The organism is Streptomyces sp. NPDC030296, from assembly GCF_055572815.1.
In genome coordinates, this window is the sequence record NZ_JBVICQ010000001.1 from 696,324 (window position 1) to 710,960 (window position 14,637).

Consider the following 14,637-nt stretch of genomic DNA (forward strand, 5'->3'; position numbering starts at 1 on the left):
ACGCCGACCGCCCGACCGATGGGTGCAGCCATCGGAGGACTGGTTGATCGTCCAAGGTCACCATTCACTCCGCAAGACCCGGTTCACGGACTGGACCACTACTCACCGGTAGCCCGATTCCCGGGGACGGCCCCGCTACGAGGCGGCGGGCGTCGGGGCGGCCGCCGGGGTCACAGGGGTCACGGGGTAGAGCGCCGCCCGCTCGATCGCACTCCACGTCGTGCTGGTCACCACGTACAGCGCGGCCGCCAGCGGGACCACCGCCACGGTGAGGAGGGTGAAGAACGACATGAACGGCATGATCTTGCTGACGGCGCCCATGCTCGTCGCCAGCCCGGGCACCTGGTCGTCCCCGGCGGTCGGCATCCCGGCCGTCCCCGCCGCCATCATCCGCTTCGTGCGGCGGAAGTTGAAGACCGCGACCGCGGTGACGATCAGGAACAGCCCCACGTAGACGAGACCCTGCGCCCCGAGGAGGCCGCCCGCGCCCAGCGCGTCGGCGAAGCGGTCGCCGAGCGGTGCCGCGAACAGTCGATGGGTGAGAAGTTCGTTGGCCTCGCCGCCGATCTCCTTGTTGGAGAACAGGTGGTAGAGCAGGAAGAACGCGGGGAGCTGGCAGAGGCTGGGCAGGCACCCGGACAGCGGGGACACCTTCTCCGCGGCGTGCAGTTCCAGCACCGCCTTCTGCAGCTTCTCCGGGTTCTTCGCGTGCTTCTTCCGCAGCTCCGCGATCTTCGGCTGCAACGCGACCCGGGCCCGCTGCCCGCGTGCCGCCGCCCGGGACAGAGGGTGCACGAGCAGCCGTACGAGCGCGGTGAACAGGACGATCGCGGCGGCCGTGGCGGAGGCGTGGAACAGCGGGTCGAGCAGATCGGCGAGACGCGCGACAAGGTCGGCGAAAACGGACATGGGTGGGAGCCCTCCAGGGGTCTCGTCGTGCCAGGAGTGGTCCGGACAGCCCGGTGACCGGGGCGTCCGATGACGGGGAACTCGGCGCGACGGCCCGCGTGAGGGGCACGGGGGTGGTGCGAGGAGGTGGTGGTGTGCCCTACGCGGTGGCCGTCAGGAGGGCACGTCCGGGCGCCCGGGGTCGCCTACGACCGCGGGCGTCGGGATCGCGTTGGGCGAGGAACGCCGTACGGCGCTCCCGGTCCCTGATCGCCGTCCGTACGCGCGTACGCGGGACGACGGGGGCGCAGCGCGAGGCGATGACCGCGCAGGCGGCGAAGGCCGACCCGGCCGCGGCGGTGGCCGCGAAGGCCACGGCGGCGGAGAGGGTGCCGGCGTCCAGCACGGACAGCTCGAAGAGCACGAGGAGCACGACGGCGAGGGGACGCAGCGAGGCGAAGGCTCGGAACACGGCTGCCTCCCCCTTTCGACGCGACACGGACTCCCTCCCGTTTATACAGGACGCCCCGGACACCGCTGCCGGGTCCGGGGCGTGGAATCCGCCGCACCGGGCCTCGCCGGACCGCACCCCGGCGCCACCGGGCCTCGCCGGACCGCACCCCGGCGCCACCGGGCCTCGCCGGACCGCACCCCGGCGCCGCCGGGCGGCGCCGCGGCCTCACCGCAGGCTCACTGGACCGGGGAGTCGGGCGGGGGCAGCTGGACGGTGCGTTCGCGGTCGAGGGCCTCGACGCCGTCGACGGCCTGCAGGGACGCGATCCGGTTCTCCGGGACGGTTCCGGAGAGCGTGCCGACGACGGGCTGTTCGCCCGTGACGGTCAGCCCGGCGCGCCGCAGGGCGTCGACGATCTCCGCGAACCGGTCGGGGTCGACCGCGAGGACGACCCCGACCGGCGCGGCGGCGGACTCGCTCACGGGGCCTGCAGCAGACCGTGGCCGACGTCCCGGACGGGCTGCGCCAGCGGGAACGCGCCGGCCTTGAGGCGGGCCACGAGGTCGGCCGCGGACACCTGGGGGTGCGCCTCACTGAGCAGGGCGAGGACGCCCGCGACATGCGGCGTGGCCATGCTCGTACCGCTCAGGTTCTGGTAGCCGCCACCGGGCGCCGCCGAGCGTACGTCCCTGCCGGGCGCGGCGATGTTGATCTCGCCACCCTGGCCGTTGATGCCGCCGTTGGAGAAGAACGACGGAGTGAGCGCCCGGTCGAGGGAGGCCACGGCGAGGATGGAGGGGCAGTTGGCGGGCCGGCCGACGGGTTCGATGACCGGGGGCCGGTTGCTCTCGTTGCCGGCCGCGGCGACGATCACCGTCCCGCGCTCCAGCGCGCGCCGGGCGAGGATCTCGTACGTCTGCGGGAACAGCTCGCCCGGCCGGACCGGGGCGCCGAGCGACATGGAGATCACCCGGGCGCCGCGGGAGATGGCCCAGGCGATGCCCGCGAGGATCTGTCCGTCCGCGCCGCTGCCCCGGTTGCTGAGCACCTTGCCGGCGAGGATCCGGGCGTCGCAGGCGACGCCGTAGCGGGGGCCCTGCTGGGGCTTGGCCGGGCCGGCGACGGTGCCGATGCAGTGGGTGCCGTGGCCGTTGCCGTCCTCGACCGACTCGCCGAGCACGAACGACATGGTCTCCTCGACGCAGCCGGCCAGGTCCGGGTGGTCGGTGTCCACACCGGTGTCGAGGACGGCGACCTTCACCCCGCGACCGGTCAGGTGGGACAGGTTGGCCCGGATGGCCTGGAGGCCCCAGGTGAAGGTCTGCTCGTCCACGGCCGGGCCCTGCGCGGCGGCGATCTCGGCCCGCGTGTGGCGGTCGACGACCTCCTCGTCGCTGCGGTAGGCCGGGAAGAACTCCGTCGGCGCCTGCGTCGGGGCGGTGATCGGCATGGCGTAGACCATGCGCTCCGGCTCCGCCGCGATGACCGCCGGGTCGGCCTCGGCCGCGGTGACCAGCGCGTGGCGCTGCTCGGGCCGCACCTCGACGACGGCGGCCGCGAGCTCCTCGAAGTGGACGGAGACGTCGGGGCGCTCCAGCAGTTCGGAGACGTTGCCCACGTCGCCTCCGCGGACGCGTTCGACGGAGGCGATCTCGGCGGAGGAACGCAGCGCGTTCAGTCCGCTCTCCTGGTTGCCCGGGTCGAGCAGGACGACGTACCTGCCGGTGTACTCCGCGCCCCGGGGGGCGCCGGAACCGTTCATGCGCTGGGGCTGCCCGTCGTGACCACGTCTGTCCATGGGGCCGTTCGCCATTGGATTTCCCGCTTTCTGTGCACTGCCCCCGAGGGATCGTGGACGCGCGTCGGTTCACGGAGCGCTGGCATGCCGAGACGGCGCAGAGTCGTGTGGGCGCGGCCGGGCCGCACGTCGACGCGCGGCGCCCTCGCCTGGGGCAGAGCGGTCCCGTGACGGACCGGTGCCTCCGCGTGGCGCCTCGAACACCGTCGCACCGGGTGCGGAGGTCGGCAACACAGCACGGCCGGGCGGGGCAGCGACCGCGGCCGCTCCGGCTCTCACCTGAGTCGCACGGACCGGAGCTTTCCCCAGACCACGAGCCGGTACGTGGAGGTGTACGCCGGGGTGCAGGTGGTGAGCGTGAGGTAGTGCCCGGGCCTGTCGTACCCGTACGCCGGCAGCACCCCGCTGCGCGGCACGGGGCGCAGGACGCCGCCGTCGCCGGGCGTGGTGCGGGGGAGCGTCCGGTCGACGACGTAGGTGTGGACGGCGTCCCGGGTCTCGATCCGTATCTCGTCGCCGCGGCCCAGACGGTCCAGGTGCCGGAAGGGCTCGCCATGGGTGTTGCGATGCCCGGCGAGCGCGACGTTCCCGGGCCGCCCGGGCTGCGCGGTCCGCGGGTAGTGGCCGACGTACCCGCGGTCGAGGACGTCGGCCCGCCCGATCCCCTCGGCGACGGGGACGCGCAGCCCGAGGCGGGGGATGGCGAGGACGGCGTAGACCTGGGCGGGGTGGGGCCTGGCGTAGTCCGGGCCGCCCGTGGGGGCGGAGGAGGTTGAGGGCGCGGAGGGGCGTACGGGTGACGTGTCGAGCCCCGGCGCCGTGGTGCCGGCGAGCGGCGCCGACCCGTCGGCGGGCCCGGCGGCCCACTCCCGCTCCAACGCCTCGACCTGGCGCCGCGCGCCGTCCTGGGCCTGCCGGTTGGTCCACCACAGCTGGTGGACGACGAAGAGGAGGAGGACCAGGCCGAGGGTGACGGCGACTTCGGCGGCGGTCCAGAGCGCGCGGGCGTACGCGGCCCGTCGGCGCCGGCCGCGGTGGTGGACGACCCGGGGTGTCCTCACGGCCGGAACGATAGGACGGCTCCCGCGAAGTCACCAGGGGCGCCGCCGCGGGGCGGGCCGGAACCGGGCCACGGGCCGCCGCGCGCAACAGAACCGGCCCGAGCCGGGCCGCCACCACCCGGACCGACCCGCGCCCTCCCCCTCCAGCCAGGCGGACTCTCTCCCCCCGCAACCGGATGATCACGGACGGCAAGCCTTTCCCGCGCCCTTCTATCTGCCCTTCTCACAACCGTTGAAGAAATCACAGAAAGCGCTGTCGGACCTCTCGACAACCTCATGGTTCACCCCTGACTCTTCCGATGGCCCACCTGCGTCTCTCCACCTCCCCCGGGGTCTCCCCACCCCGCACCCAACCCGGAGTTGACATGACCGCTTCCACACCCCCACCGCAGAACCCCAGGAACGCCCACCGCCCCGAACCACGCGCCTCCGCCTCCCCGGTGCTCGGCCGCAGAGCCCTGCTGGCCGCGGCCGGCGGCGCGGTCGCGGGCACCGCCCTCGCCACCGGCACCGCCCACGCGGACGCGACCATCGCGATCAACCCGGCGACGAAGTACGGCACCTGGGAGGGCTGGGGCACCTCGCTCGCCTGGTGGGCGAACGTGTTCGGCGCGCGGGACGACTTCGCCGACCTGTGGTTCACGACGAGGACGACGACGTACAACGGCACGGCGCTGCCGGGCCTCGGCATGAACATCGCCCGCTACAACCTGGGCGCGTGCAGCACGAACTCGGTGAACGGCGAGTCGATGGTCGTGTCGCCGAACATCCCCGCGTTCAAGCAGATCGAGGGCTACTGGCAGGACTGGAACAACGAGGACCCGGCGTCCTCGGCGTGGGACTGGACGGCGGACGCCAACCAGCGGGCCGCGCTCACCAAGGCGGTCGCCCGCGGCGCGACCACCGAACTCTTCGCGAACTCGCCCATGTGGTGGATGTGCAACAACCACAACCCGTCGGGCGCCTCGGGCGGCGGCAACAACCTCCAGACCTGGAACTACCGCCAGCACGCCTCCCACCTGGCGGCGGTGGCCCTGCGCGCGAAGAACAACTGGGGCGTGAACTTCGCGACCGTCGACCCCTTCAACGAGCCGGCGTCGACCTGGTGGACGGCCACCGGCACCCAGGAGGGCTGCCACATGGACCCGGCCGTCCAGGCCGCCGTACTCCCCCACATGCGCAGCGAGCTGGACAAGCGGGGCCTGCAGTCGGTCCGTATCTCCGCGTCCGACGAGACGAACTACGACACGGCCCGCTCGACCTGGAACTCCTTCAACGCCACGACGAAGGGCCTGGTCAGCCAGGTGAACGTGCACGGCTACCAGGGCGCGAACGGCCGCCGCGACCTCCTCTACACGGACGTCGTGACGACCGCGGGCAAAAAGCTCTGGAACTCGGAGACGGGCGACAGCGACGGCACGGGCTGGACCCTCGCCCGCAACCTCTGTTACGACTTCCGCTGGCTGCACCCGACGGCCTGGGTCTACTGGCAGGTGATGGACCCGACGGCGGGCTGGGGCATGATCAAGTACGACGCGAACACGCTCCAGCCGGGCGCGATCGAGACGAAGTACTACGTGATGGCGCAGTTCAGCCGTCACATCCGCCCGGGGATGACGATCCTGGACGCGGGCTCCAGCTACACGGCGGCGGCGTACGACGCGACGGCCCGCCGCCTGGTGATCGTCGCGATCAACACCGCCTCGTCCGCCCAGACCCTGACGTTCGACCTCTCCCGCTTCACGACGGTGACGGGCGGCACGAACGGCCTGGTCCCCCGCTGGAACACCCACACCTCGGGCGGCACGGACCGCTACCGCGCCTACTCCGACACCCGCCTGAACGGCAAGTCGGTGGCGGTCCCGTTCGCGGCGGGCGCGGTCCAGACGCTGCAGATCGACGGGGTGACGATCTAGAGGAGCGGGGTGGTGCGGCCCGGAGCGCGGGGTGGGTGCGGGCCGGAGCGCGGCCGGTGCCCGTCGCGCCCTGGCCCGCACCCACCCACAACCGGCCGGAAGCCCGCGCACCACGCCCCCGTGGGCCTTCCCCGGGCAGTACGGTGTCGTCCATGCGCCCCGACACGCCTGCCGAGAACGTCGACCACCCCGCCGAGGCGGCCCGCCTGGAGCGGACCGCGGACCTCTACCCGGAGGACGCGGAACACCTCCTCATCCAGGCCGCCGCCCACCGCGAACTCGCCGGCGACCGCCCCACGGCGACCGCCCTCTACGACCGCCTGCTCGCCTCCACCACCCCCCTGGAGAACCCCCACCTCGTACGGGCCCTGAAGGCGTCGAACCTCTGGGAGTACGGCCACGAGGCCGAGGCGAGGGCGATCATCGACGGCATCCGGGCGGCCGCTCCCCGGGACCCGGCGCCCTGGGTGATCGTGGCGGAGGCGCTGGAGGCCCACGACGAGCTGGAGGCGGCCCAGGACACGTTCACGGCGGCCGCGCTCCTCCTGCTGACGGACGTGGCGGAGCCCCCGTACGCGACCCGCCCCCTCCTGTTCGGCCGCCACCGGGTGCGCCGCATGCTGGGCGCCCCGCACGACGACTGGGACGCCCTGGCGGACACCCTCCACTCATCGTCGGTCTCCCTGGACGAGCTGCACGACCCGAAACGGGTCTGGTCCCTCGGCTCGGACAACCCGGCGGAACTCCAGGCGGAGATCTCCCGCCTGCGCGCGGAGTTGGGCACGTACCGGGAGGCCCTGTCCCGCCCGTTCCCGGTGGCGGTGCTGCACTGGCCGACCACGGAACTCGCGGAACTGGTGACGGCGTACCCGGGCCTCCTGGCGGAGTACCCGTCGCACGAGGACCACCTGGCGACCATAGAGTCCTCCCTGCGGGAACTGGCCTCGTCGGGCACCCCGAACCTGGGCATCGTGACCGGCACGGTCCCCTCCTACGAGGCCTTCGCAGCCTCAGAGGGCACGACCCCGGACGACCCGACCCTCCTCCCCCAGTACGCGACGACCCTGGCGGCGCGGGGCTTGGCGGTGGAGTGGCCGCCGCAGAGGGGGAGCGCGTGCTGGTGCGGGTCGGGGCAGGCGTACGAGTCGTGCCACGGCGCCCCGAACTGACCCGACGGGCACCCTGACACGCCACCCCGCCGACTTCCCCCTGAGCCCCGACCGGGCCACCCAACCTCCCGAGCCGCCCGCTCGCTTCTCCTCCGCGCCGGAGCGGCCCGCGTCAAGGGTGGCCCGCTGGCGGATCAGCGATCGGCTAACGCCGCTTCTCCACCGATTGTCCGTGGCAGCTGTTACAACAGTGCCGTTGCTGAACGAGCGATCGAGGGAGTCAGCGTGGCTCAGCCGGGGGATCTGTCACAGCCCGTCGCGGGTGTGTACGAGGAGCTCGTCACGCGGCGCATGCAGGCGCAGATGGAGCAGTTGGGGTCCGCCGGTTGGAAGGCCATCGACGCTGACGTCAGTGAAGAATCGTCCCCGCATGTGCTTGCCCGGCACATCGGCCAGGCCATAGGGCGCAAGCTCAGCCAGCTACCACACGGCAAGCGGGTCGCACTGGCCAACCAAATCATCGGGGCGCTCGCATCCGACGCACCTGAGCAAGACGCCGGTGACGCTGTCGAGCTCATCGCCGACGGCCCTCGCCAGCTCTTGGCCCTGGCCGAGCAAGAGGCTCCCGGCGTCTACGCGATCCGCCCCCTCACCCCACTCTCCGAGACCGCACTCATCACCAACTCCCCTGAGGACCCCAGCCTCGGCAGTGAGTTGCGCGCCGAACTGGCCACAGCAGACCGGATCGATCTGCTGTGCGCCTTCGTGAAGTGGTACGGCCTGCGCGTACTCGAAGATTCGCTCCGCGCGGCAAAGGAACGTGGCGTCCCGATCCGTGTCATCACGACCACCTATATCGGCGCCACCGACCGCCACGCACTCGACCGTCTCGTCCGTGACTTCGGCGCGGAGGTGAAGGTCAACTACGAGATTCGTTCCACGCGGTTGCACGCGAAGGCATGGCTGTTCCGACGCAACAGCGGTTTCGACACGGCGTACGTCGGTAGCTCCAACCTCTCGAAGGCGGCCCTACTCGACGGGCTGGAGTGGAACGTACGCCTGTCATCGGTTGCCACTCCCGCAGTGCTCAACAAGTTCGAGGCGACCTTCGACGCGTACTGGAACGACAGCGCCTTCGAACTGTATGACCCGGACGCTGACGGTGAGCGCCTCGACCGGGCACTGTCTCAGGCCAGCGGGTCAGGAGCCACGACCGATCTCAAGATCAGCCTGTCAGGGCTTGAGGTCCGCCCCTTCCCGCATCAGCAGGACATGCTCGAACGCCTCCGTGTCGAGCGGGAAATCCGCGGTCGGCACCACAATCTCCTGGTTGCAGCAACCGGGACCGGCAAGACAGTCATGGCGGCCCTGGACTACCGAAACCTGAGAAAGACTCTGGGAAACGGGAATCCCAGGTTGCTGTTCGTAGCCCACCGCAAGGAGATCCTCAAGCAGTCCTTGCGTACGTACCGCGAGGTGCTCGACGACGCCTCATTCGGCGAGCTCCTCTACAGCGGCCAGGACCCGCGCGAGTGGAATCACGTCTTCGCCAGCGTCCAATCCCTCAATCTCCAACGGCTTGAGCAACTCGCCGCCGATCACTTCGACGTCATTGTGATCGACGAGTTCCATCACGCTACGGCAAGCACCTACCGCCGAGTCATTGAGCACTTCAAGCCGAAGCAGCTCCTGGGCCTCACCGCGACGCCTGAGCGGATGGACGGGCTCAACGTCCAAGACGAGTTCTTCGACGGCCGTATCGCAGCCGAGATGCGGCTATGGGAGGCCCTGGAGAATGATCTCCTGTGCCCCTTCCACTACTTCGGGATCCCCGATGGGACCGACCTGACCAACATCAGCTGGCAGAAGGGCTCATACGCCGATCGCGACCTCGAAAACATCTATACAGGTAATCATGCCTGCGCCCGCATCGTCATCAAGCAGATCCGCGACAAGGTGTCCAATCCGGGAGCCATGCGGGCTCTCGGCTTCTGTGTGACCAAGCTGCATGCGCACTTCATGGCGGACTTCTTCCGGCAGGCCGGCTTCCAAGCCGTAGCGCTCGACAGCGATTCAAGCACCGTCGATCGGGCGCAGGCTCTGGCCGACCTACGGGACGGCAAGCTTCAGGTGATCTTCTCGGTCGACTTGTTCAACGAGGGCCTCGACATCCCCGATGTCGACACCTTGCTGCTCCTCCGCCCCACCAGCAGCGCGACGGTCTTCCTCCAGCAGTTGGGGCGAGGCCTGCGGCGCACTGAGACGAAACCCGTCCTCACCGTCCTCGACTTCATCGGCCAGCACCGGGCGGAGTTCCGCTTCGAAGAGCAGTTCCGAGCCCTGACGAACCTGTCCCGGAACCGGCTCGTCGACCACATCGAGCACGACTTCCCACAGCTTCCCTCGGGCTGCCAAATCATTTTGGAAGGTAAGTCCAAGGATCTGGTGCTCGACAACATCCGCACCCAGATCGGCGCAACCGTCAAGACGTTGGTGAAGGAGGTCAAGGACTATCGCACTCCGCGCCTCGCCGACTATCTCCGTGAGAGTCGCCGAGAAATCAAGGAGCTCTACAAGAGTGACAACTCCTGGACCACCGTTCTCCGGAAGACCGGCGAGATCACTGAACCGGCGCCATCTGGGGAAGCGGCACTCCTCAAACGCGTCCACGCCTTCCTACACGTAGACGACCACGACCGCGCGCAGGCCTACCTTCGCCTCCTTGCCGATGACGCCCCCACGTACGAGAAGCTGCCGCCGACTGATCAGGCGTATGCCCGCATGCTGTTCTTCAATCTCTGGGACAACGCAGGCGGCTTCACCAGTTTCCAGCAGGGGCTTGAATCCCTGCGTTCCCAGCCGGTGTTCCGCGACGAACTACGCCAAGTGCTGTCGTACGTCATGGAACAGTACGACCATTTCCCGATTCCCCTCTCAGGCCCGCACAGCGACATCCCGCTGAAGGTACACAGCGCCTACAACCGTTCCGAGATACTGGCTGCGCTTGGGGTGGCTCGCTTCGGCGGCCAGATGCCCAGATCCTTCGCGCAAGGCGTGCAGTGGGTGGAGGACATCAAGACCGACGCCTTGCTGATCACCATGGAGAAGAACGAAAAGGACTTCTCTCCCACGGTCCGCTACAAGGACTATGCCTTGAGTCCCACGCTCTTCCACTGGGAATCCCAGAACGCCACCGCCGAGAACTCCCCCACAGGCCTGCGGTATCAGCGACATGCGCAGGAAGGTAGTCACGTCCTGCTGTTCATGCGTCGATACAAGGACACCGACATCGGCAAGGCGCACCCCTGGATGCTCCTCGGTCCCGCGACGTACGTGGAGCACACCGGCAGCAAGCCGATGGCGATCACCTGGCGCCTGAGGCACAGGCTTCCGGCCGATGTCTGGACGTATTCGGCGATCACCAGCTGATAGCGGCCCCACTGCCCACAGGTGATCACCTACAAGCCCCGCCCAAACGGTCAGCCCGCTCAGCAGCATCACCGCCGAAGGCGGAGCATCCTACGTGGACGCCTCCGCCTCGAAGCGGCTCCGGGCCCGATCGAGGATGCCGTCGGCGGCACGTCCGTGGGCTCTCACCCAGTGCAGGCCGAGGTGATGAGGAACGTCGAGAATGCTCACCCCCATGTCGGCCAGGCCCGCCTCGTCCGTCGACAGCGCCGACAGCAGGTTGTCGAACATGTCGCTGCGCTTGGGCACCGCGATCTGAGCACCGGCGGGACTCTCCAGAAACTCCTCGGCCGTCACTCCGCCCCAGCGCCCGTCGCGGGCTGCGAGGAGATAGAAGTTGCGGCCACCCATCGAGTAGCCGACCCGCCCCACTGTCACCACCCGGTCGCTGATCTCCTGGTCCGATTCGAGCAGACGGAGCGACCGCTGCTCGTTGTACACCGCGACGTCGAGCAGGCGAGTGGACACGTCCCGTACAAGGTTGTCCGACCACGGGAGTTGGACCGGCAGCACTCGATGGTTGCGCTGGGCCACCGCCTTCTCAAACCCGCAGCCCAACAGCACCGCCTTCACCACGATCAGGGTCGAGTCAGCGAGACGAGTCGTTTTAGGTGAAGGCGCCTGTCGGACCGGCCATACCGTCCGTCGTACCGTCAGCGGACGTCGCCGGGGCTTCTGCCCCGCAGCGAGGACACGACCAAGCGGCCGTAGCGGGTGGTAAGGGCCAGGGCAGTGGTCGCCAGGGCGGCGACGAGCGCCACGACAAGGGCGGTGAAGCCCTTCATGTCGAGTACTTGGAGAATGCTCAGCGCAGTGCCCAAGGGAAGACCCAGGATGGTCAGAACGCCCAGAGCTCCCGCGATCTGCTGGCTCTCCTGCGTCTGCACCAGACGGGCGTACTCGGCCGCCTCGGCGAGGATCTCGCCGAATCGGGCCGGCAGACGGTACTGCGCCTGAAACGACAGCAACAGGTCGTTGGCCGGGCCGTGAGCCGTGAGGTGCTGACGCCAGTACGTACTGCGGAAGCCCGCAATGTGCCGTTCCAGAGCGGAGACCCGGCGAGCGAGTTTCGGGCCGTCGAAGATGCCGGACAGACTGTCCGTCAGCTCGTCGATGTGGTCACGCTGGATGGTGCCGAGCAGCAGGGCGTCGAGGTACACGGTACGGCAGTGCAGTTCTGCGAAGGCGTAGAAGTCGCCGTCCCCCGAATCGGCGCGATGGCCGAGGAAGGCGGCCCCGTGGCGCAGTACCAGGGCGCTCCAGTCGGCGGAGAGTCGAAGCGTCTGAGCGGTCCGGTCCGGCCATGCCTCCAGCGGTACGGGGAAATCGGTCTCTGTGGAGCGGGATGCGAGGGACCACAGCCACCGGTCGGCGGTCTCGGGGAGCCGGTCGGCACTGCGAAGCGCGGGCGTGTGGTGCGCGTCGGGGGTGAGGAAGGCGACCGTGTAGGGGTGGGCAAGGGCGAACGGGGCCGTGACAACGCGCGTCTCCGCGACGCCGTCGAGGAGCAATGCCGGGGACAGCGGGCCTTCGAGAGGGTTCGGATCTGCGGGCCGACGGTTGGTGATGGCGCGCAGCGTCTCCAGGAGCGCGGGCCCCTCGATGTCGAAGTGCAGCACGGCGAGTGCCTGGTGCGGGTGTCGCGCGGTGGCGGTAAGCAGTAGCTCGATCCCTCGCAGCCACAGCGCCTCGTGCCGTATGTCCATGAACCGGTGCCAGCGGCACGGCCGTTCGGTGGTGCCGTACAGGGCGCGGGCGGCAGCCGCGTTGAAGTACGTCTGCCGTGTGGAGACATCGGTACGACGGCTGCCCAGGCCGAAGGGGATCGGTCCGGTCGGCCACGTGGGAGGGACGGTGAGACGCACGGGCAGGATGACTGCGAGGCTCTGACGGACGCCGGTGACGGAACTGAGATCCGTGGTCAACGGGGGACGCCTCCGATGCGGACCGGTCTGCTCTCTGCGGACGCGCTTCAGGATACGAATCTGGCGTGCCCCGGGGCGAAGCAATTGCGGTCCGACCGGAGTCGAAGCGCCCACGACGAGCACGTGGGCGAGCGGCAGGGCGGCCTCCGGAGTGCAGTGGGTCCACCTGCCGGAGAAGTGGCCGACGCCCGGACGACAGTTTCCGCAGGTCAAGGGCATGCTCCCGGACGCCGCGACGGAAATCGCCTCATTCGCGATCTTCCCGTCGGCACGTATCAAGCAGTGCAGGAGCCCCACCGAGAATGTCCCCCGGCGGGGCTCTTTGACCACCTTGCGATCGATTGACAAATCGCTTCCAGCGCCGGGGGCTCCGTCTCTTGATCGCGAGCTTTGAAACCCTCCCGATCATCCCCTGCCAGCGTGATCACGTTTCCACTGAACACTGTGCCTGGTGGGGCCGCCGGGGCGAGGGGCGCCCCGGTCAGTCCCACTGCTCGTCCGCGAGGGACGTGACCGGCTGCGGCTTGCCGATGACGGCCAGGGCGATGAAGAAGTTGATCTGGCCGATCGCGATGGTGAGGGTGGCCAGCGCCTTCTCGTCGTAGTGCTTCGCCACCTCGGCGTACAGCTCGTCGGAGACGCGCTCCGTGCCGTGCGGGGCCGGCTGGAGGGTGGCCTCCACAAGGGCGAGGGCGGCGCGCTCGGCGTCGGTGAAGTACGGGGCGTCCTGCCAGGAGGAGACGGCGGTGATGCGCTCCTCGGACACTCCGGCCTTGCGCAGGAAACCGGTGTTCAGGATGGTCAGGTAGGTGTTGCCGACGATCTGCCCGGCGCGCAGGTGGACGAGGCTCATCGTCGTGCGCGGCACCGAGCGGTTGCCCGTGGCTCGAAAGAGGGCGGCGCTGATGTCGTTCAACTCGGGTACGAACTCGGCCGGGTTGGGCATCCGGGAGATGGAGGTGTTCGTCATGACTGCTCTCCTTCGCATCGGGCTTCGCATCGGCTTGCACCGGCATGGATCCGCCTGATTGGCGTCCTCACAGCCCTGACGGATGGGCGTACGGAGATGTGACAGGAATCCGGGAAAGTTTTTCCTGGGCGCTTCGGGTCGATGGCGAACGTGCTCCGCCGGGCGGGCGCGGCCGGGCATCCCTATCGGTCAGAAGTTGAACGCGAACCTCATTCCCGCGCCAGCTCCACCACGGATAACACCCCGAAACGCACTACGCCACCAGCGCCGCCGCCTCCCCCAACCGCCCCGCCGCCGTCCGCCAAGCCGCCGTCACCGCGCCGTGCGCCTGCTTCGTGCTCGCGGCGTGTTCGCCGGTCAGCCTCAGCGGAGCGCCCACGTGGACGTGGAGGTCCGGGCGGCGGAGTGGGGCCGTGGCCAGGCCCGCCAGTTGCTTCGCCGGGTTGCCTGACGTGACGCGGCGGGCTCCTGCCTGGCCTACCGGGATGACCGGGGCGCCGGTGCGTTGGGCCAGGCGGGAGAGGCCCGTGCGGAACGGGGCCGGGGGCGCTTCGGACGCGTCCTTGCGGGTGGGGATGCCGCCCTCGGCGTAGATGAGGATCAGGCGGCCTTCCCGCAGCGCGGCTGCCGCCAGGTCCAGGGCCCGGGCGGCGCGGGGGTCGTTGCGGTGGACCGGTATGTGGCCCTCGCGGCTGAGGGCGCGGCCCAGCAGCGGGATGCGCCACAGGCCCGCCGCCGCCATCACCACCGGGTGGACGTCCAGGCGGTGCAGCGCGGCCAGGACTATGGCCGGGTCCGCGAGCGACGTGTGGTTCGCGACGATGATGCTGCCCGGTGCCAGCACGGCGTCCGCGTCGGCGGTCACCGTGAGGCGTCCAACGGTCGGTACCAGGACGTCGGCGAGGCGGCTGAGCATGCGGGTCTCCTGGACTTGCACTTCGATGAGTGAGATGAGTGATGTGAAGGGTGATCCCCATCGTCGGTGCGGTTCCCGTCCGCGGGCCTGAGTGCTCCTACTCAGTTGGCGGGGGCGCCGTACCCATCCGGT

General features: G+C 69.7%; 12 protein-coding genes. 3 read left to right on the plus strand and 9 right to left on the minus strand.

Translation table 11 applies throughout. The annotated features are described in order from the left end of the window. Positions 1-135: 135 nt before the first annotated feature. The 5 genes from ACZ4Z3_RS02930 to ACZ4Z3_RS02950 form a co-directional block, all read right to left on the minus strand. Complete coding sequence (locus ACZ4Z3_RS02930; RefSeq protein ID WP_468499363.1) at positions 136-909, minus strand: YidC/Oxa1 family membrane protein insertase; 774 nt, start codon at positions 907-909, stop codon at positions 136-138. A 139-nt stretch (positions 910-1,048) separates the two neighbouring features. Beyond that, positions 1,049-1,360, minus strand: coding sequence for a DUF6412 domain-containing protein (locus ACZ4Z3_RS02935; protein ID WP_468499364.1), 312 nt, complete (start codon positions 1,358-1,360; stop codon positions 1,049-1,051). A gap of 218 nt (positions 1,361-1,578) precedes the next feature. Further along, on the minus strand, positions 1,579-1,824 hold the full coding sequence (locus ACZ4Z3_RS02940; RefSeq protein WP_468499365.1) for a hypothetical protein: 246 nt from the start codon (positions 1,822-1,824) through the stop codon (positions 1,579-1,581). Then, positions 1,821-3,140, minus strand: coding sequence for a S8 family peptidase (locus tag ACZ4Z3_RS02945; RefSeq protein ID WP_468499366.1), 1,320 nt, complete (start codon positions 3,138-3,140; stop codon positions 1,821-1,823). The genes ACZ4Z3_RS02940 and ACZ4Z3_RS02945 overlap by 4 nt, the downstream gene beginning before the upstream one ends. A 275-nt stretch (positions 3,141-3,415) precedes the next feature. Further along, entirely contained in the window at positions 3,416-4,201 is a 786-nt protein-coding gene (locus ACZ4Z3_RS02950) for a class E sortase (RefSeq protein ID WP_468499367.1), read from the minus strand. A 440-nt stretch (positions 4,202-4,641) separates the two neighbouring features. Between ACZ4Z3_RS02950 and ACZ4Z3_RS02955 the strand changes: the two genes are divergently transcribed. The 3 genes from ACZ4Z3_RS02955 (at position 4,642) to ACZ4Z3_RS02965 (ending at position 10,655) form a co-directional block, all read left to right on the plus strand. Next, positions 4,642-6,117 carry a glycoside hydrolase gene (locus ACZ4Z3_RS02955; protein ID WP_468499533.1) on the plus strand — a complete coding sequence of 492 codons (1,476 nt, stop codon included), beginning with the start codon at positions 4,642-4,644 and terminating at the stop codon, positions 6,115-6,117. Positions 6,118-6,269: 152 nt separating this feature from the next. After that, positions 6,270-7,286, plus strand: a complete 1,017-nt coding sequence (locus ACZ4Z3_RS02960; protein ID WP_468499368.1) for an SEC-C metal-binding domain-containing protein — start codon at positions 6,270-6,272, stop codon at positions 7,284-7,286. Between the two features lie 291 nt (positions 7,287-7,577). Next, a complete protein-coding gene (locus tag ACZ4Z3_RS02965; RefSeq protein WP_468499534.1) occupies positions 7,578-10,655 on the plus strand; it encodes a DEAD/DEAH box helicase in 3,078 nt (1,025 codons plus the stop codon). A gap of 90 nt (positions 10,656-10,745) precedes the next feature. Here the strand turns inward: ACZ4Z3_RS02965 and ACZ4Z3_RS02970 are convergent, their stop codons facing one another. The 4 genes from ACZ4Z3_RS02970 to ACZ4Z3_RS02985 form a co-directional block, all read right to left on the minus strand. Then, a complete protein-coding gene (locus ACZ4Z3_RS02970; protein WP_468499369.1) occupies positions 10,746-11,162 on the minus strand; it encodes a hypothetical protein in 417 nt (138 codons plus the stop codon). A gap of 185 nt (positions 11,163-11,347) precedes the next feature. After that, positions 11,348-12,619, minus strand: coding sequence for a hypothetical protein (locus ACZ4Z3_RS02975; RefSeq protein ID WP_468499370.1), 1,272 nt, complete (start codon positions 12,617-12,619; stop codon positions 11,348-11,350). A gap of 481 nt (positions 12,620-13,100) precedes the next feature. Further along, the gene (locus ACZ4Z3_RS02980; RefSeq protein WP_468499371.1) at positions 13,101-13,589 is read right to left on the minus strand and encodes a carboxymuconolactone decarboxylase family protein; all 489 of its coding nucleotides are present in this window, start codon (positions 13,587-13,589) and stop codon (positions 13,101-13,103) included. 253 nt (positions 13,590-13,842) lie between these two features. Beyond that, positions 13,843-14,505, minus strand: coding sequence for a lysophospholipid acyltransferase family protein (locus ACZ4Z3_RS02985; protein ID WP_468499372.1), 663 nt, complete (start codon positions 14,503-14,505; stop codon positions 13,843-13,845). Positions 14,506-14,637: the final 132 nt, after the last annotated feature.